Raw genomic sequence first — 17,883 nt, 5'->3', positions numbered from 1 at the left:
GTCTCGCCGCGTACACCGGGTTCTGTTCTCCTGTTTTTTAAGTGCTGGTAACTATGGCACTTCTTGCTGGCAAGCGGAATATCCAAGATGATGGGTTTATTACCACTATGCTGCATGCAAGGGCTGCGCTTGAGTTGAGCCTTGGTGTTAAAAACCAAGGAAAATTGAGTATATCAAGCAGAAGAACTGGCAGTTTGCCACGGGTTGTGGGTGGAGAGGGCCTGAACACCCCGGCGGCCGATCCGGCCGTGAACGACGGCATCCCCTTCCCTCAGCAAACTCAGGTTGGGGCAGGTTGAATAGAACTTGCACTGGATTGTGACCTAAACACAACAGGATGGTTTAACCACAGGTTATCCGGCATGGATGTTATTGACAGTAATTATTAATTGCATATACCTCCGCTATTCACATGATGTGGTGGAATAGACCTATGAGCCACATGACCTTGCTGGCCCGTTTTGTTAGGCCGGACATACTGCTATGCCAGCACCCGCTCTCCTGCTTTGCCGGGGCTCTGTTGTTTTGTGCGCAGGTGGTTGGTCTGGCCAGCAGGTATGCTCCGCTGCATAGCTGGGTAAAAACCGTGGGTGATTACCAGTTGTATGCCGCTTTGCCGCTGAAACTGGCGGATGGAGGAAAGTGATGTCTGCCCTGCTTCTGCTTGGCGCCGGAGGCTGCACTCTGCTGTGTGGAGTGCTGTTTTACCTTTCATCCAAAAACCAGCGTATTTTTACGCGTAGACCTCATGCACGGTTTTGCCGGTCTGCCGCCATGGGGCTGGGTGTGCTGGCTGTGTGCATGCTTGTAGGTGTGGAAAGCACGATGAGTGCCTGTTTTATGGTCGTGCTCCTTCTCATGGTGGTTTGCAGTTTTTTTCCGCTGGTTATGGCCATGCTCCAGTCTGGAAAAAACGGTCATGACTGACTTGCCGCTCACTAACAGGCAGTGGCTTGCCAAGCTGGTGGCCGGCATTGTGCCGGGAATAATGTTCTCCTTTGGCTGCATGGCGGTAGTGGGGTTGCTGTGCGGCACCACGGGGGAGCCGCGGACGGCTTCTGCCCAGTTTTTAATGTGGCTGGCCGTTCTGGTGTGGCTTGGCGTTATGGGGAGTTGTTTCCTGTTTCGTTCTGGTCTGCGCGCATGGGTCGTACTGGGCGGAGCGGCCATGCTTGTCTGGGGTCTGTTTGAAATACTGGCGAAAGTTACGACGGCATGAAAATCCGCCCCGATATTGTGCAGGTTTACCGGGAAGTTCATAGCTGGGTCGGTATTCTTTGTAGTCTGTTCCTGTTTGTGGCGTTTTATGCCGGCTCCATAAGCATGTTTGAACAGCCCTTACAGGTCTGGCTTACGCCCGCTCCCTCTTTGCCCCAACCAGTGGACCTGGCGGATACGCCCCAGCTTTTGCAAAAAGCCTTTGCCGAATACCCGGATGCAAGCAGCCATTATACAGTAGTTGTTAATCCGGATAACGCACGCCCTGCCCGTCTTATGTGGCCACAGGATCCAACGCATAGGGGCCACGGTCCGCAGGATTATGTGCTTGCCGCGCTCTCGCCGGATGGGGAGTTGCACACGCTTGTCAGCCGTCCATCAGAAATCCCTTTTTTTATTGACCAGTTGCATGAACAGATCGGTCTGCCTTTGCCGCATACGGCAGCGCGTTACACGATGGGGTGTGTGGCTGTAGGCTATTTTCTGGCACTGGTGTCCGGCGTGATCGCATTTTTGCCAGCACTCAAAAAAATGCTGTTTGCCCTCAGGTTCGGCAGTGCAACGCGCAAGGTCTGGCTGGACCTGCATAATCTTGTTGGGGTCTTTTCACTGCCTTTCCATTTTATTATTGCGGCAACAGCCGTTGTCTTTGCGTTTCATGAGCCTATTTTTGCCCTGCAAGGCAAACTGTTCCAGCAGGGGCAGCCGGTGGCACATGCTCCTGCGCAACAGCATGGTCACGCTGGGGATAGAAGCAAAGGCAACGGAACTCGCACCGTAAACTTTGAGGGGCAGATGCCACCAGAAGCCATTCTGGTAGAATTACAGAAGCAGGCCCCCGGTTTTTTTGCCGATACGCTGGAGTATACAACGCAGTCCAACAGAGGAAAAAGCCGAACAACGCTCAGAATCACAGGGCATGATGAGCGTTACCCTACGCGCGGAGCCTCGAATGGTTTTGCTGTGGTGGATCCGGCCAGTGGCAAGGTGCTATCGGCAGATTATCTGCCGGGCCATCAGTCTACTGGATTTGCGGCACTGACCGCGTTTGTCGCCCTGCATTTTGGGAGTTATGGCGGCCTTCCCGTACGCTGGGGGTACTATTGCCTTGGGCTGGGTGGAGCCTTTTTGTTTTATACTGGCTGCCGGTTGTGGATTATTGCGCGGCAAAAACGCGAACAGCAGGCAGGCAACCCGCAAACGCGTGCCACGTGGCTGCTCTCTTGCCTGACAACCGGATGTATTACGGGGTGCATAACAGGCATTGCCATTTTACTTCTATGTGCACCATTCTGGCCCTTGGGGGGCACTTATGCTCAGGCATCGCTCGTATATTATACGGTGTTTTTGTTATGTATGAGCCTGGCTTTTCTCCTGCGTGAAAACCAGCGTGATCCATTACTGTTCTGTGTGGCGGGGTGTGCCAATATTGCCATTGTCCCGGCCGTGCTTATTGCCATGGTCGAGGGACGGGCAATTTTACCCTCTCTTGGGGTTGGCGTGGTGGCGCTGGTGCTGGGCTGTTTTTTGCTGCGCTCGGTCAAGCGGTCCACGTGCAGGCTGTCTGCCTGACCAGCATGATGTTTCTCCCTCAGTTTCGTAAGAAATAAAGGGAGAAACAGGGACGCGATAAACTTAGTAAATAATAACGGACCGGATGGATTTGCCATCATGCATCAGATCAAATGCATGGTTAATATCTTCCAGCCCCATTGTGTGGGTCACAAAGGGTTTAAGGTCGATCCTGCCTTCCATGGCATCTTCCACCATGCCGGGTAGCTGGGTGCGGCCTTTAACACCGCCAAAGGCTGTGCCTTTCCATGTACGCCCGGTAACAAGTTGGAATGGGCGGGTGGAAATTTCCTGTCCTGCGCCAGCAACACCAATAACAACGGATTGCCCCCAGCCACGGTGGGCACATTCAAGTGCAGCACGCATGACATTTACGTTGCCAATACATTCAAACGTATGGTCCACCCCCCACCGCGTTATGTCCACAATAACCTGCTGGATGGGTTTGTCGTAGTCCGCCGGATTCAGGCAGTCTGTTGCCCCCATGGAAGTGGCGAGTTCAAACTTGTCCGGATTGGTGTCTATGGCAAAAATCCGGCCAGCCTTTGCCTGCCGTGCGCCCTGAATAACCGCAAGCCCAATGCCACCCAGACCAAAAACGGCAACGCTGTCACCCGGCTGCACCTTGGCCGTGTTATGTACAGCGCCAATACCGGTTGTTACACCGCATCCGAGCAGGCAGACATGTTCGTGGTCAGCATGGGGGTTGATCTTGGCAAGTGAGACTTCAGCCACAACTGTATATTCACTAAAAGTGGAGCAGCCCATGTAATGGTACAAAGGCTGGCCGTTGTATGAAAAACGGCTGGTACCATCGGGCATGACCCCCTTGCCCTGTGTTTCGCGCACGGCAATGCACAGGTTGGTTTTGCCTGAAGTACAGAACTCACACTTCCCACATTCAGCCGTATAAAGCGGAATAACGTGGTCTCCGGGCGCGACGGAGGTCACGCCTTCGCCAACCTCCACAACCACGCCTGCTCCTTCATGCCCTAAAACGCAGGGGAACAGACCTTCGGGGTCACTGCCCGAGAGGGTGAACGCATCCGTGTGGCAAACCCCTGTGTGGGTAATACGGACCAAAACTTCCCCCTTTTTGGGAGGAGCGACATCAATTTCCACAATTTTCAGGGGCTCACCGGGAGCGAAGGCAACAGCAGCACGGGATTTCATGATCGTTCCTTGTGGTTATTTCAGATAGGTGCGTACGAGGGACAGAATGGTGTCGATGCTTTTCTTTTTTTCCGCATTAAGGTCTTGGGCCGAACCAAACTCCTCATGCACATACATCCCCATGACTTCGGACATGAGGCCGTTAACCGCGCCGCGTATTGCCGCAAGTTGCTGAAGCACGGGAGCACAGTCCGACCCAGCCTCCAAGGCCCGTTCCAGCGCGTCGCACTGCCCACGGATCCGCCGCAGGCGGGTAAGCGCTTTTTTCTTATCTTCTGGTGTATGGGGCATTCTGCATGTTCGTCCTTTTACTATAGGGGAGTATAGTATCCTGCCGCGCAGTTGGCTATGGCTTTGTGTTGTGCTGCATGGCCACCGTATGGGGAGCGCCCCTGCATGTTGGTTTTTACGGCTTGGAATTATCGTTTTTTTTCAAGAAAGCAGAAAATAACTGCAAAGATGACGCTGTTTACGGAGAGCAGCATAATACAGACTGCCAGCGCAGGAACCGCTGAGGCCGCCAAACTGACTTTGATTGCACAACCGAATGTGATCAGGGCAAACAGACGTAACGCAACACTCTGGTTTTTGGGCAGAAGGCTGCGGGTAAATCCCAGTCTGTTCCGCACAAAAGCAAGGCTACAGGCCCAGAGCATACAGGCGGCAACAATTATGCTCTCGGTCAGGCCCAAAACTGTTTCAGTCATGGCTGCGCCAGACGGGCAGAAAGCGTAAACTCCCCATGGCGCTTAGCCCCGTTAGCAGGAACATGCCGTTAACAGTCAGGTGCAGCATGGACCCCCACGCCTGTAAAGGTACGGTCAAACCATCAATGACCGGGAGCGCAAGAGCTATCAAACCGGTTGCCCAGGCGATTATGCGCACGCTTTTGTTAATGGGTATGGCCATAACCAGCAGGAGGCCGCTCGCCCATACGGCAAAAAAGCCAGCCACTTCCAGCGCGGCACGGGCCTGCCACTGGACGGGGATGAGCCTGTTCAGCACAAAAAAGCTCAGGCAGGCGGTAATAAGCCCTCCGAGCAGTGCAATGTTCAAACGCTTTGCCAGACCAAAGGCATGTGTGGTCTGTTTTTTCTGCCTTGCTGTATAATAGACAAGGCCACTGGCCACCATAATGCTGGATGCCAGACCGCCGGCAAACCAGAGCCAACGCAACAGTAGCCCCATACTGCGGGCAAGGTGCAGGCCGTTCAGGGTATAAAACGCATTTTCGATAGGTGATGGCTCTTTGCTTTGGCTCAGGAACTCTCCCGTTTGGCTATCGAACTCGGCCGACAGATCATTTGCATTCAGGCTATCGTGCTGAATGGCGGAGAAAGTGGTTTTGCCATCATCAAACAACACATAAGACGGCATTGAACCCAAATGGGCCTGTGCCTGCTGGAGCATGACCGCCAGAGAGGCCTGTGGCGCCCAATGCGTGGAACTTTGCTGGGGAGCTTCAGCTTGTGTCGGTGGTTCCTGCTCAAGCTGTAGGACGGGTAGTGCATTTTCCGCCGTTAAGATCAGGCCGGACCATGTGATCATGATATGGAAAGGGAGCATGGCACTCCCTGTAAGAACATGCAGGTCCAGCAGGCTACGTGGCAGGGCTGCTTTGAGCCGGAGCGTAAAATAATCTGGCACAAGGCGTTTAAGATGCAGCAGAACACCAGAAAGCACCAAGGCAGCAAACGCAAAGGCGATCATTGCAACCAACCGCTCACCCCACGGGTTTGGCAGGTGCAGCGTATAGTGGAAGTTAAAGAAAAAATTCCCCCCTTCTGTCTGCCGAACAGGAATTGGCCGGCCTGTGTGCGGGGCCAGAACCGGTCCAACAAAACTATGACCATCATAATGCAGGACGCGTAATGTGGGGTCACGCGCATCTGGTAACAGTAAAAAAGAAGGCGGCGCACCTGCACGTTCATCATCACGCAGGATTTGCTGCGCATGCTCTATGGCGGTGGGAGTGAGCGAGGTTTTGTCGAGAATAATCGCGGTTTCTGGCTGCATCCAGCGCGTTAATTCGGTGTCAAACAGTGCGAGCGTGCCTGTCAGGAAAATAGCAAAGGCTGCCCACCCACTTACAAGCCCAGCCCAGCGGTGCAGCCATGCCAAGCGGGAGCGGCGTGCGGGGGTCATGCGTGCAGCACCAGAAAAAGCCCGCCACAAGCTGCAAGCCCGGTACTCCCACACAGAGCATAAAGGGGGCTTTGAACCCAAAATGCCCATACCATGCCAAAAGGCGCCAGCGCGCTGGCCAGAACACGATACCCCGGAATGGTGGCTGGAGACATTGCTGGGGACAAGGCCACAAGGGCAGACCCCCACAGCACCAGAGCAAGCCAGACCAGCAGGGCAGCCGTAATGCGGCAGGCATAAGCGTGGGAGTTTTTCACACGCTTGTCCATAAAATACCTGCCTGGCCCCCTGCCCTGTTCCATGTTGCGTGTGAGGACACCATAAAGCGCGCTCTGCGTGAGCGAGGTGGCATTAAAGGCGCGACAGGCATGGGTGGCGGGCTTTCCTTATCTGGAACAGATCCGAATGCACCGCCTTGTAATGCGAATTACTCTCACCCTCAAGCGTGTGAGGGGTATGTTTGGCTCGACCGCCATATAAAAAACTACCGCTGTAGTGTTCGGGCCAGATCCGCCAGTGCGCTAATCTGCCGTGTCAGGAACTCACGGGTGGGTTCATCTGTCAGGGCCAGTGTTTGTGGGTCAATTTTGCTTGTGGCAAGCCCGATCATGGCTTCAGGTTTGTTCAGAACAAAAGCATCCAGAAAAACAAGGCTCTGGCGTAAATGATACTGCGCCCGTGCGCCCCCAATCTGCCCGGGTGATGCGGTTTGAATGGCAACGGGCTTTTTGGCAAAAGGCTGGGGCGTTACGCGTGAGAGCCAGTCTATGGCGTTTTTGAGCACACCGGGTATGGAGTAATTATACTCAGGTGTCACAATGATTACGCCATCTGCAGCCTGAATCTGCTCTGCCATGTTCAGCACCGCAGGGGGGAAACCCTTCTCCTGCACGTCCTGACTGTAATGGGGAAAATCGGCAATGCTACCCAGTGCGGAAATGGATACCCCTTCTGGGGCAAGTTGGGGCAGGCTACGGGCAATGGCCGCGTTAAGGGAAGCGCTGCGTAGGCTCCCCAGAAGCGTTACAAAATGCAGGTTTGCAGAAGGGGTCATGCGATTTGTCCTTTTTTGCAAAGCAACGGAGTGTTTTTGGCCAAGAGTGAAGGCCGCCTAGCTGGGGATTCCGCCAAAACGGCCATTGTTGAAGTCTTCAATAGCCTGCCGGATTTCTGCACGGGTATTCATGACAAAAGGACCATACCCTTCGATGGGTTCGTTAAGGGGGGCTCCGGTCAGTACCAGCAGGCTGCTTTGCACATGCGCATGAATGCTCACCTCTGTCCCTTTGTGTTCCAATAGAACGAGTTGCGCACTGCCAAGTTCCTGTGCATCATTAATACTGAGCTGCCCTTCAAGGGAGACAACGGCCGCGTTATGCCCTTCCGGCAGGGACAGGGTGACCGATGCCCCCTGTGCGAGTTGCACGTCCCATACATTCAGCGGGGAAAACACCTGGGCTGGCCCCTGAGTGTGCCCATATTCGCCCGCAATAACGCGCAGGGACCCAGCGCCATCAGGTAACTCCTCTGTGGGAATATCCTTGGCCAGTAGAGTCTGGTACGCTGGGGGAGCCTGTTTGTCCTTTGCCGGAAGGTTAACCCAGAGCTGGACCATCCTGAACGCACCTCCGGTGGCAGCATAGGCCGGGGAATGAAATTCCTGATGTACAATACCGCTGCCTGCGGTCATCCATTGTACATCGCCGGGGCCGATGGTGCCGCCTCCACCTGAGGAATCCCGGTGTTCGACCTCCCCATCATAAACGATTGTGACGGTCTCAAACCCCCGATGCGGGTGTTCCCCTACCCCGCGGCGCTCTTCTGTTGGCTGGAACTGGTGCGGACCAGCATAATCAAGCAGCAGGAACGGGCTAAGATGCTGACCCAGAGTGGAATAGGAAAAAAGGGAACGGACGGGAAAACCATTTCCCACCCAATGCCCGCGGTCGTTGCCGTAACGCCCCAGAACCTTTTTGTGCATGGTTTTCCTCCTGATGTTGGAACAGGCGGCAATTCCCGTCCCTTGTTGCTTATCTTCAACATAGAAGTCGTGTAATGTTCTATAAAGAGTTACGAATGAAACATTGCGTTGCATGAGCAGGACGATGCGAGACCTCAACGACTACTATTATTTTGTGCAGGTTGTGGACTATAGGGGCTTCTCATCTGCCGCTCGGGCAATTGGTGTGCAAAAATCGCTGTTAAGCCGCCGGATTGCTGCGCTGGAAACGTTTTTGAACACCAGATTGCTGCAACGCTCTTCCCGTCATTTTTCCCTCACTCAAACTGGGCTGCGGTTTTACGAGCACTGCAAAGCCATGCTGGCTGAAGCGGAACTGGCGGAGCAGTCCATTGCACAGCTGCAAGCAGAGCCGTGCGGTTTAATACGTATGAGTTGCCCTGTGGCATTACTCAATTTTCAGTTCGGGGCTATTTTATCCCGGTTTCTGGTGCGTTATCCCTCCGTTACCTTGCAACTGGAGAGCACAAACCGGCGGGTTGATATTCTGCAGGAGGGGTATGACCTTGCGGTGCGGGTGCGGTTTCCCCCCATTGCTCCATCCGATCTTGTCATGCGGGTCTTGGATACCAGTACGCAGTGTCTGGTTGGTGCGCCTGACATACTGGCGGCACAGTTGGCAACTCCTGCCGATCTGGCTGCTTTCCCCAGCATGGACTTTCATACCAACCCCGCAGAACACTGCTGGAGTTTGGAAAATGAGCGGGGGCAGTCTGCCACGGTCTTTCATACACCACGGCTGGTAACGGATGATCTGGCCGTGCTGCGGGAGGCCGCGCTGGCAGGCGTTGGTATTGTGCAGCTTCCAACGATTATGGTGTGGAAGGATGTTCAGGCCGGACGGCTTATGCAGGCTCTGCCGCAGTGGACACCCCGTGCAGGCCTTGTGCATGCGGTTATTCCATCACGCAAAGGCATTATGCCAGCAGTGCGGGCCTTGCTTGACTTTATGGCAGAGGAATGTCGCCAGCAACGGCACATGGCGACTTCCACCTTTCTGGCCCAGAACCCGTGAGGGGTTGAACTATTTACTGCGGTAATAAATGCCGGTGTTGTCACACTGATAAATGGTTTGGTCAGATGTAAAAAATCCAGTGGACGGCTGCGTTCCGGTAATGACGCAATGGTGTTCCAGAACAAACTGGTCCCACTGTTGCTGGCGGTAATTATGCAGGACCTTAGAGCCGCCCCACATGATCCCACCAACAATCAGAAATGCTGAAAACCACAAAATAAATTCTTTTGTGCTCTTGCTCATGTTTCATATCCTTGCAGGATGTATTTGGTTCAGGCACTTGGTTTTGACCTTCGCCCATATGAAACAGAGCGATAAACGCTATCTAATTACTTTTTAGCTATGTGGCAAATAGCGTATTGATGTCGGGCGTAGAGGTAATGATTATCCTATTTATTATTTTTATTTATAATTCAACGCAGGGCCGTGCTGAAAGTTTTTCACGGTTGTTGCCGCCGCACATTGTTGTGTCCCTGATGGCGGCAAAGCACGGATATTTTACCGTGCAGGTAAGGCAGGCCCACAAGGCAACAGGGCTGCCCACATAAACAAATGTGTGGGCAGCCCTGTTATAAACATTTCAGCAACGTGTATTGCGTGCAACCCGCTTTAGGCGGCGGCGAGCAACTGCGCATCCGATGCAGAACCAAAGAACTCGTAATGAATCTGTGCCGGGGCAACGCCCTGCGCTTTAAGCGCCAGAATAGTATCCAGCATGAACTGCTCAGGCCCGCAGATCCAGTAATGCGCATCTGGCTGAACTTGCGTTGCCAGCCATTCGGCTGTTACCCGACCAGAGTGCAAAGCCAGTCCGGGCAGTGGAGATGTTTCTGCCGGTGCGCCAGCACTGTAAAAAATATCGGCCTTGATAACACCTTCAGCTACCAGTTTTTGCACATAGGGGGCAAAAGCCTGCGTGTCGGGGGCATGCGCACCATGTACAAAGTGAATCGGACCGCGGGGAAGTTTTTCAACTGCGCCCAAAGCGGAAATAAAGGGTGTCAGCCCAACGCCCGCGCTGATGAGCACGTTCTTTGTGTTTGGCTCAGATGTGAAAACAAAATCACCCGCAGGGGCAGAAACCTGCAATTCGTCCCCTTCCCTGACCGTGTCATGGAACCAGGAGGAAACCACGCCACCATCGGCCTTGCGGATGCTCAGGCGATAATGGTCGGATGCCGGGGCGGATGAAATGCTGTAGTTGCGGCGCTGGGACCCATGGCCGGGAATATCAAGCTTGAAGCTCAGATACTGGCCGGGTTTGTGCTGCATAACGGGCTTATTGTCGCTTGGTACGAGTTCAAACGAGCGGATTGTGCTGCTTTCCACCACAATCTTGCGCACCGTAAAGCTGCGCCATCCGGTCCAGCCTCCGGGAGTGTCTGCGTGTTCCTGATAAATCTGCTTTTCCCGGCCGATCAGAACATCCGCCAGAAACCAGTATGCCTTGCCCCATGCATCCATAATTTCGGGCGTTGCGGCATCGCCCAGTACGTGGGCAATGGCACCCAGCAGGGCTTCCCCTACAAAAGGGTAGTGCTCTGGCAGAATGTTAAGGCCAACGTGTTTTTCGGCAATACGTTCAACCATGGCGCCAAGTGCGCCCAGATTATTGATATTGCGGGCATATGCCAGTACGGCAAGGGCAAGGGCCTTGGGCTGCTCCCCATCCTTTTGGTGTGACATGTTGAATAAATCACGAATTTCCGGATTAGCCAAAAGCCTCCGGTACATTTCGTGCGTTATATCCAGCCCATGGGCTTCAAGGGCGGGAACGCAGGCGGAAACAATTGACCGGGTTTTGTCATCAAGCATTGTGCTCATGGGACGCATCCAAAAGATGTAAAATACAGATACCTTTAGTAAGGCTGATTACATAAGGTGTCAACAAAATACATCTTATGTTTGATGAATATGTTCAGCCAAAGCCATGAGTGCTATGAATAAAAAGCACCTAGGCATGCAAAACTTGCATATCGTGCGGGTAATCCGTTACAAGGGACAAAATTCAACAAAAAAGGATGCAATATGGCAAATTTGACAGCGCTTTTGACCGACGCCGCAATCTTTGTGTTTTTCCCTTGGGCTCTGTGGCGGCTCATGCAAAAAGCGCTGCCAATAGCCGTGTTGCCCATTCTTGTGGGTATTGCCCTTGCCGTATGGCATGTGCCCGTGCAGCAAATGGGTATTCCCTCCGTTTACGGGAACACAATTGGCTGGGTTGCCGTGCTGGTGCTGGCTTTTACCGCCGGGCTGGAAATGTGGCAGCATCCCGGTGGGGAACCTTCGGGGCAGGACTTTGCACAGCCTACAATTGGTCGGCTGTTTGGTGGAGCTGCCGTAGCACTGGGTATTCCCTTTTGTGTCGGCACGTTTCTGGCTTACACGGTTTTTCTGCATCTTCATGGCTGGCAGGCACCGGACGCAACACCTTGGGTAGCGGCGGCATCTATTGGCCTGTGCATTGCAGTGAGCGCCCTGCCGGTTCTGATCGGCGTTGTGCGGGAGCTTGATACCGCCCAAAAACCTTTGGGGCAGTTAGCACTCAAGCTGGCCGTTGTGGATGACGCAGCATTGTGGATCGGGCTGGCGGCCCTGCAGTTTGCCGCCCGTGGTTCTGCCGCCCTGCACGGCTGGACAGGGCTGGAAGCGCTGGCTGTTCTTTTGCTGGTGGGGCTGGCTGCCGGGGGGTACTGGGCTTCTCACCATTTCCGTCATCCGCCATTGGTGGTTATCTGGCTGGCCGTACCGGTTTATCTGGCGGCTGGGTCCTGGGCGAGCATGCAGCTTGGCCTGCATGAATTGATCGGTGCCTATTTTGCCGGTGCGATCATGCCACCGAGCTGGGTGCGCCGCCTGCCGGTGGAGGCCGTGGGAACGTTTGCCCTGATCTGGTTCGCCCCGATGTTTTTTGGCCATAGCGGGCTGCATATTAACGGGGATGCCTTAACATGGCCCTCTGTTGTGGCATCCCTGTCGCTGGTTGTTATTTCCATGGTGACCAAAATTGCAGCCGTTTATATTTACCCACCCGCGGCCGGCCTTAAACCAAGGCAGGCGCTGGGCGTTGGTGCCCTGCTCCAGTGCAAAGGGCTAATGGAAATTGTGGCCGCAACCATTTTACATGGTCAGGGTATGCTGTCGGACTTCGGGTTTGCATCCCTTATGGTTCTGGCCGTTATTTCCACCACACTCACGGGTCCATTATTCAGGCTGTTTGCTCCTCGCAAATCCGGAGCTGCGTGACAGGCGGGGCCAATAGCGCCACTCACAGCATTGTCATGCAGACAGGTCTTGGCAAAAAGCCTGACTTGGCCAAGACCTGAACAGGGTTAAAGGCCGCGCACAGGCACGGCCAGTATGGCGAAGGAGCTGGAACCTTAATGCCCAGCGCTCCCACAGCAGAACAGGACAAGGCACCGCGTTTGCTGGTGTGGCTCGCGGTTGCGCTTTTTCTGTCTTATCTGGCTGTTGCCATGTCTATGCCCACAACCTCGGTTTATGTGGCAACATCGCTGCATATGGGCAATGCCCTTGCTGGGCTGGCGGTTGGTGTTGCGTTTGTCTCCACCATTCTGACCCGTGGTTTTGCCGGCCGGTTTGCTGACCATAAAGGCGGCAAGCGCTGCATGCTGTTTGGTCTGGCGTTTTATGCCGTAAGCGGTGTTCTGGCCCTTATGGTTTCCTGGCTGCCAGCGCCGTGGGCCGCTTTTGCCATGCTTATGCTGGCAAGGTTGATGCTGGGGCTGGGGGAAAGCCTGACTGTTGTTGGCCTGCTGGCATGGGGGATTGGGCTGATGGGGCACCAGCGCTCGGGGCGGGTGCTGTCCATTGTGGGAATGGGGATGTATGGCTCTCTGGCGGCTGGTAGCCCAGTAGGGTTGGCCCTGTACGATCAGGGAGGCTACGCGCTGGTTGCCCTTGCCTGCATGGCTACGCCGCTGCTTGGGTTTGCCATGGCTGCACCAGTGGTAGCTGTGCCTCCCCATGGGGGAGAGCGGCAACCAATTGGCCGGATTATCAACAAAATTTCCGACCTTGGTCTGGTGGTCTTTCTTCAAGGAATTGGGTTTGCGGCCATAGGTGCCTTTATGCCGCTTATGTTCCTGCACAGGCATTGGCCCCATGCTGCTCTGGGGCTTACCTTTTTTGGTGTAGCTTTTGTGCTGGTCCGGGTTCTGTGCAGCCATCTGCCAGATAGGCTGGGGGGAGCGCGTGTCGCTTTTGTGTCCATGGCGGTGGAAACTGGTGGGCAGATTCTACTGTGGCAGGCCTCCGGCCCAAGCGTTGCGCTGGCTGGAGCTTTTTTAACTGGTTGTGGCTGTTCCATGATTTTCCCCTCCATGGGGGTGGAAGTTGTCCGGCGGGTATCTCCGCAAATGCGGGGAACAGCCATGGGTGGCTTTGCAGCTTTTCAGGACCTTGCCTATGGGGCCACCGGCCCCCTGACCGGCCTGCTGGCCGAATGGGCGGGAGACGGTGCCATTTTTATGGTCGGGAGCATGGCCGGGCTTGGTGGGCTTCTGCTGTCTGCCCGTCTGGCCTGGCATGAGCGCGCCGCAGTGGCGGCGGACTAGAAACAACAGGATGGATATGCGTATGAAACCCCGCGTTATAGTCGCCGCCTTTTTTCTTGGCTTGCCCGTAGCAGGTCATGCCCAGACTGCGCCTGTGGCGCTGACCCATATCCGGATTATAGAAGGCACAGGTGCCCCCCCGGTTGAGAATGGAACTGTTCTCATGCAGGACGGCGCAATTGTTGCAGCCGGTCGGGATATACCTCTTCCCCCAAATACCCGTGTTCTGGATCGTTCGGGCATGAGTGTCTTACCCGGCCTAATTTCCGATCACAGCCATATCGGTCAGTTGCAGGGGGTGCAGACAGGGCCGCAGTTTTATACGGCAGATACCATTACAGCCGAACTGGCGCAGTACCGGCGTTATGGGGTGACTACCGTTACAGCGCTGGGGAATAATGTCCCGCGCGTGTTCGACCCTATGCGCAAGGACGCCCATATGGGGCTGCTGCCAGCAGACCTGTTTGGGGTTGATCAGGGTATTGGTGTGCCTAAGGGGGCCCCACCGGTTCATGTTGCTCCGGATCAGCTCTTCCGGCCTCGCACGGAGGCAGAGGCCCGGCAGGCGGTGGATACCATGGCAGCCGAAGGTACGGACCTGATTAAAATATGGGTGGATGATTTTGACCACTCTCTTCCCGTTAAAATGGACCCGGCCATTATCAAGGCCGTTGTGGATGAAGCGCACCGAAAACACCTGCGCGTGGCCGCCCATATTCATGACCTGGACGATGCGGAGCATGTGGTAACAGCCGGTGTTGATATTCTGGCCCATGGTGTGCGTGACAGGTTTGTGCCCCCATCTTTTGTGGCCATGCTCAAGGAGCGGGGAATTTGGTACATTCCCACACTGGAGCTGGATGAAGCCACAACAGCATGGGCTGACCAGCCTGCATGGGTGAAAACCCCATTTGTTGAGGCTGGCCTGTCTGCCCCCTTGCAACAGCAGATCAATAATCCCGCCTGGCAACAGGAAAACAAAGCCGGTGGCAAAGCCGATTTTGCCCGTACCTCCCTTGCAACCAACCTGCAGAACCTGAAAATATTGTGGGACGCAGGCGTTAAAATCGGCTTTGGCACGGATAGTGGGGCAACACCGTTGCGGGTTGCCGGGGTTGCGGAACACCGGGAACTGGCACTGATGGTGCAAGCTGGCCTGCCCCCGCTACAGGCTCTGCACATTGCAACGGAAGAAGCCGCAGCATTACTCGACCTGCATGACCGAGGCGTTATTGCAGCAGGTAAAAGGGCTGATCTGCTGGTTGTGGCAGGCAATCCCGCCAATGTAATTTCTGATACCGACCGTGTGGTGGAAACGTGGGAAAATGGCTCTGCCGTAGCCGGCCCCATACCGCTCACAACCCGGTAAGGACCGTCGGATACCAAATTACGCTAGGAAACAGGTAGGTTAGGCACACAGAGCGGGAGGATGCAGGAATGAACAGAGTGGGACCTTTTTTGCTGGCTGCCGGTTTATGGGCAGGCCAGTTGTTCCCCACGCCCATGCAGGCGCAGACCATAACAGATAACAACGACCCTGCTTTTGGCCGTAACGGGCAGGTCCAGATTATTGCCAGCATACCCACGCCAGATCCCTCTGGCATTGCTGTAGTGAATGGACGCTTGTTTTTGACCTTTCCCAAGCATGATGGTGACCATACAGGTCCGGTGCTGGCAGAATGGAAAGATGGGCGTCTGGTTCCTTTTCCCACAGCCACGTTTTCCGCTGCATCAAGCGGGGCACCACAGGCACGGCTGATTTCGCCCCATGGAATGACAACAGACACCAAGGGAAACCTGTGGGTTATTGATGACGGCAAAATTAAAGGGCAGCCGATTCCAGCTGGTGGCGCCAAGGTGGTTGGGATCAACCCCATAACAGGGCAGATTATTGCCAATGTGCCCCTGACAACTGCATTGCTGCCCCAAAGCCATATGAACGACCTGCGTATAGACCTGACACACGGCGCAAAAGGCACTGCATACATTACGGATAGTTCGTTTTACGGGCACCCGGCTCTGGTGGTGCTGGACCTTGCCACAGGTAGGCAGCGCCGCGTGCTGGAAAATACGGTCTCTGTTCTGCCTGATCCGGGGTACCAGACTGTGCTGGACGGACGCGTGCTGCATTATGACCCGGCACACCCGACTTTTCCCGCGGGTGGGGCGGATGGCATTACTCTGTCTGCCGGGTCTGATCGTGTTTATTATGCGCCTTTGGCCAGCCGACGGTTATATAGCCTGCCGACGGCAAAACTGGCTGATTTCTCCCTCACTTCCGCTCAGTTAGCGGATCTGGTTGTAGATGAAGGAGAAAAAGGGGCAGCGGATGGGTTGGCAACCGACCCATGGAACCGGATTTACACCACAGCAGCCGACCATGATGCCGTGTTCCGTCGCAACCCGGATGGCACGTTTGAACTGCTGGCCTCGGACCCACGGTTTGTCTGGCCCGATGGCATTTTTGCAGATCATCAGGCCGTTTACGTGGTTTTAAGTCAGTGGAACCGCCTGCCCCGTTTGCATAATGGGCAGGACATGCGCAAACCGCCTTTTCTGGTTGCCAGAATCCCCATTACTGCCCCCTAAAAAAAGTAGCGATTGTGGGAGCTGTATCAGATTTCCTCCGGTGATGGGGAGAGAAGGCACATGTTGTCTGGCCTGGCGGGAGAGATAAGCGTAAGCCCGGCGTGCTGTGCCGTTCTGAGCGCCATGGCCGTAGGGGCGGAAAGCGAGACAAGGGCGCGCATGCCTGCGGCTATGGCTTTGCTGGCCATTTCGTAAGAACAGCGGCTGGTGAGCAGACAAAACCCGTTTGCAAAACCCGGAGTGTTTTTAAGGCCATGGCCGATAAGCTTGTCGAGCGCATTGTGCCGCCCCACATCTTCCCGGATTGCTGTAATGGACCCATCAGGGGCACACCAGGCAGCAGCATGGAGCATCCCTATACCAGCATTCAGTGTCTGGTGGTCCCGCAGGTGCCGTAATGCGTGGCGTATGGCAGATAGGTCCGGTGTATAAGCCTCAACTGTGTTCTGGTCGCGGGCGGCAATGCTGCTCATGTCAGACCCACAGATGCCACAGCCAGTGCGCCCTGCAATCGGCCGCCTGCTGCGCGCCAGAACCGTGCGGAGCGCATCAGCACTTATGCGCATATCCACCTTTAACCCACCGGGTATAGAAGATATGGCGATATGCCTGATTTCGGAAACGTTTTTAACAAGACCTTCCGTTATTGAAAATCCGATAGAAAAATCATCAATATTCTGCGGAGTTATCATCATAACGGCATAGTCTATACCGTTATAGACCAGAGAAAGTGGCACTTCTTCTGCCAGATTTAATGTCTCATTTACGGTCTGAGGCGCGCAGTCCTGCGCATTTTCCCAGATTATTCTTTTGACATGACAGGGTTCTGAAACGGCAAAAGATGTTTGCTCATGCACCATGGCAGTTACTCCCGGACTGGGCCTGCCCTAGTGAACGGACTTCATGCAGGTCTTCGGGGGTATTGATGTTTACAAATGGATCTGACGGATAGAGGTGAGAAAAATCTATTGCCTGAGCATTCAGGGCATAAGCCAGCGTGCAAACCCGTGTTGTCTGTTTTCGGTTCTGTTCTGTTACGCTGGCCAATTGTGCGGCCAACACTGCACGGGCTTGGGTAACGGGCCATAATGCGACCAGAGAATGACGCTGCTCCGCATAAACTGCATAAGATGGCGCGGGCAGCAGAGTGCCAGCCAGATTGTGCGGGATAAAGGGCGTATCAACTGGCACACTGAGCAACGCATCAAACCCTGCGGCTTCAGCCCATTCCAGACCACTTAACAGCCCGGCCAGAGGGCCTACGTCAAAATATGTGTCAGGCAGAACCGGGTAGTGCCAGGCGCTAAACCTTTGTGGGTTGCCATTGGCACTTATGGCTATGCCGCTGCATTGCTGTTCAAGGCGGGTAATAACCCAGTCGATGCAGGGTTTATGGTCTATGTCCATAAAAGCCTTGTCAGCATAATGCATACGCCTGCCCTGCCCGCCTGCCAGCACTAGTCCTGCTATTTTTAACGTATGTTGCATAATAAGCTGTGTCTCTACCCGTTTGTGCTGGTTATTGTGCGTGTGTCCGCTTAAAAAGCAACGGCTCATTTCAACACAGTATGGAC

At 54.7% G+C, this 17,883-nt stretch carries 21 protein-coding genes; 10 read left to right on the top strand and 11 right to left on the bottom strand.

The genetic code is table 11. The annotated features are described in order from the left end of the window. Nucleotides 1-53: 53 nt before the first annotated feature. From LKE65_RS10175 to LKE65_RS10155, 5 genes are all read left to right on the top strand, one after another. A complete protein-coding gene (locus LKE65_RS10175; protein WP_278741259.1) occupies nt 54-299 on the top strand; it encodes a hypothetical protein in 246 nt (81 codons plus the stop codon). Nucleotides 300-433: 134 nt separating this feature from the next. Further along, on the top strand, nt 434-646 hold the full coding sequence (locus tag LKE65_RS10170) for a hypothetical protein (protein WP_278741258.1): 213 nt from the start codon (nt 434-436) through the stop codon (nt 644-646). Further along, complete coding sequence (locus tag LKE65_RS10165) at nt 646-927, top strand: hypothetical protein (RefSeq protein WP_278741257.1); 282 nt, start codon at nt 646-648, stop codon at nt 925-927. Before LKE65_RS10170 ends, LKE65_RS10165 begins: the two co-directional genes overlap by 1 nt. After that, nucleotides 920-1,219 carry a hypothetical protein gene (locus tag LKE65_RS10160; protein ID WP_278741256.1) on the top strand — a complete coding sequence of 100 codons (300 nt, stop codon included), beginning with the start codon at nt 920-922 and terminating at the stop codon, nt 1,217-1,219. The genes LKE65_RS10165 and LKE65_RS10160 overlap by 8 nt, the downstream gene beginning before the upstream one ends. After that, on the top strand, nt 1,216-2,790 hold the full coding sequence (locus LKE65_RS10155; RefSeq protein WP_278741255.1) for a PepSY-associated TM helix domain-containing protein: 1,575 nt from the start codon (nt 1,216-1,218) through the stop codon (nt 2,788-2,790). Before LKE65_RS10160 ends, LKE65_RS10155 begins: the two co-directional genes overlap by 4 nt. A gap of 63 nt (nt 2,791-2,853) precedes the next feature. Here LKE65_RS10155 and LKE65_RS10150 read toward each other — a convergent pair whose 3' ends face one another. From LKE65_RS10150 to LKE65_RS10120, 7 genes are all read right to left on the bottom strand, one after another. After that, nucleotides 2,854-3,963: an S-(hydroxymethyl)glutathione dehydrogenase/class III alcohol dehydrogenase gene (locus tag LKE65_RS10150; RefSeq protein ID WP_278741254.1), complete on the bottom strand. Its 1,110-nt coding sequence runs from the start codon at nt 3,961-3,963 to the stop codon at nt 2,854-2,856. A gap of 15 nt (nt 3,964-3,978) precedes the next feature. Further along, the gene (locus LKE65_RS10145) at nt 3,979-4,254 is read right to left on the bottom strand and encodes a metal-sensing transcriptional repressor (protein WP_086646015.1); all 276 of its coding nucleotides are present in this window, start codon (nt 4,252-4,254) and stop codon (nt 3,979-3,981) included. Nucleotides 4,255-4,382: 128 nt separating this feature from the next. Beyond that, nucleotides 4,383-4,670, bottom strand: a complete 288-nt coding sequence (locus LKE65_RS10140) for a hypothetical protein (protein ID WP_278741253.1) — start codon at nt 4,668-4,670, stop codon at nt 4,383-4,385. Continuing rightward, a complete protein-coding gene (locus LKE65_RS10135; RefSeq protein WP_278741252.1) occupies nt 4,663-6,108 on the bottom strand; it encodes a PepSY-associated TM helix domain-containing protein in 1,446 nt (481 codons plus the stop codon). The genes LKE65_RS10140 and LKE65_RS10135 overlap by 8 nt, the downstream gene beginning before the upstream one ends. After that, a complete protein-coding gene (locus LKE65_RS10130; protein WP_278741251.1) occupies nt 6,105-6,365 on the bottom strand; it encodes a hypothetical protein in 261 nt (86 codons plus the stop codon). Before LKE65_RS10130 ends, LKE65_RS10135 begins: the two co-directional genes overlap by 4 nt. A 227-nt stretch (nt 6,366-6,592) precedes the next feature. Further along, the gene (locus LKE65_RS10125; RefSeq protein ID WP_278741250.1) at nt 6,593-7,162 is read right to left on the bottom strand and encodes an NADPH-dependent FMN reductase; all 570 of its coding nucleotides are present in this window, start codon (nt 7,160-7,162) and stop codon (nt 6,593-6,595) included. 57 nt (nt 7,163-7,219) lie between these two features. After that, nucleotides 7,220-8,089 (bottom strand): pirin family protein, encoded by an 870-nt coding sequence (locus LKE65_RS10120; RefSeq protein ID WP_278741249.1) that lies wholly within the window; start codon nt 8,087-8,089, stop codon nt 7,220-7,222. 112 nt (nt 8,090-8,201) lie between these two features. Between LKE65_RS10120 and LKE65_RS10115 the strand changes: the two genes are divergently transcribed. Further along, entirely contained in the window at nt 8,202-9,143 is a 942-nt protein-coding gene (locus LKE65_RS10115) for a LysR substrate-binding domain-containing protein (RefSeq protein WP_278741248.1), read from the top strand. Nucleotides 9,144-9,152: 9 nt separating this feature from the next. Here LKE65_RS10115 and LKE65_RS10110 read toward each other — a convergent pair whose 3' ends face one another. Both LKE65_RS10110 and hmpA read right to left on the bottom strand, forming a co-directional pair. Then, nucleotides 9,153-9,386: a hypothetical protein gene (locus LKE65_RS10110; protein ID WP_086646020.1), complete on the bottom strand. Its 234-nt coding sequence runs from the start codon at nt 9,384-9,386 to the stop codon at nt 9,153-9,155. Nucleotides 9,387-9,752: 366 nt separating this feature from the next. Continuing rightward, nucleotides 9,753-10,967: an NO-inducible flavohemoprotein gene (hmpA, locus tag LKE65_RS10105; RefSeq protein WP_278741247.1), complete on the bottom strand. Its 1,215-nt coding sequence runs from the start codon at nt 10,965-10,967 to the stop codon at nt 9,753-9,755. A gap of 204 nt (nt 10,968-11,171) precedes the next feature. On the opposite strand from hmpA, the gene LKE65_RS10100 reads away from it, so the two are divergent. The 4 genes from LKE65_RS10100 to LKE65_RS10085 all read left to right on the top strand — a co-directional run bounded on the left by LKE65_RS10100 (nt 11,172) and on the right by LKE65_RS10085 (nt 16,309). After that, entirely contained in the window at nt 11,172-12,389 is a 1,218-nt protein-coding gene (locus LKE65_RS10100; protein WP_165926130.1) for a cation:proton antiporter, read from the top strand. Nucleotides 12,390-12,526: 137 nt separating this feature from the next. Continuing rightward, entirely contained in the window at nt 12,527-13,720 is a 1,194-nt protein-coding gene (locus LKE65_RS10095) for an MFS transporter (protein WP_278741245.1), read from the top strand. A gap of 22 nt (nt 13,721-13,742) precedes the next feature. Continuing rightward, nucleotides 13,743-15,089 (top strand): amidohydrolase family protein, encoded by a 1,347-nt coding sequence (locus LKE65_RS10090; protein ID WP_341461210.1) that lies wholly within the window; start codon nt 13,743-13,745, stop codon nt 15,087-15,089. A 68-nt stretch (nt 15,090-15,157) separates the two neighbouring features. Beyond that, complete coding sequence (locus LKE65_RS10085; RefSeq protein ID WP_278741243.1) at nt 15,158-16,309, top strand: L-dopachrome tautomerase-related protein; 1,152 nt, start codon at nt 15,158-15,160, stop codon at nt 16,307-16,309. Nucleotides 16,310-16,335: 26 nt separating this feature from the next. Here LKE65_RS10085 and fdhD read toward each other — a convergent pair whose 3' ends face one another. Then, nucleotides 16,336-17,166, bottom strand: a complete 831-nt coding sequence (gene fdhD, locus LKE65_RS10080) for a formate dehydrogenase accessory sulfurtransferase FdhD (protein WP_408744100.1) — start codon at nt 17,164-17,166, stop codon at nt 16,336-16,338. Next, the gene (gene mobA / locus LKE65_RS10075; RefSeq protein WP_278741241.1) at nt 17,159-17,797 is read right to left on the bottom strand and encodes a molybdenum cofactor guanylyltransferase; all 639 of its coding nucleotides are present in this window, start codon (nt 17,795-17,797) and stop codon (nt 17,159-17,161) included. The genes fdhD and mobA overlap by 8 nt, the downstream gene beginning before the upstream one ends. Nucleotides 17,798-17,883 lie beyond the last annotated feature (86 nt).

It is taken from the genome of Acetobacter fabarum (assembly GCF_022483405.1).
Classification (GTDB): domain Bacteria; phylum Pseudomonadota; class Alphaproteobacteria; order Acetobacterales; family Acetobacteraceae; genus Acetobacter; species Acetobacter fabarum.
Note: the sequence above shows the minus strand (reverse complement) of the source record. Positions and strands in the feature narration are given on the sequence as shown.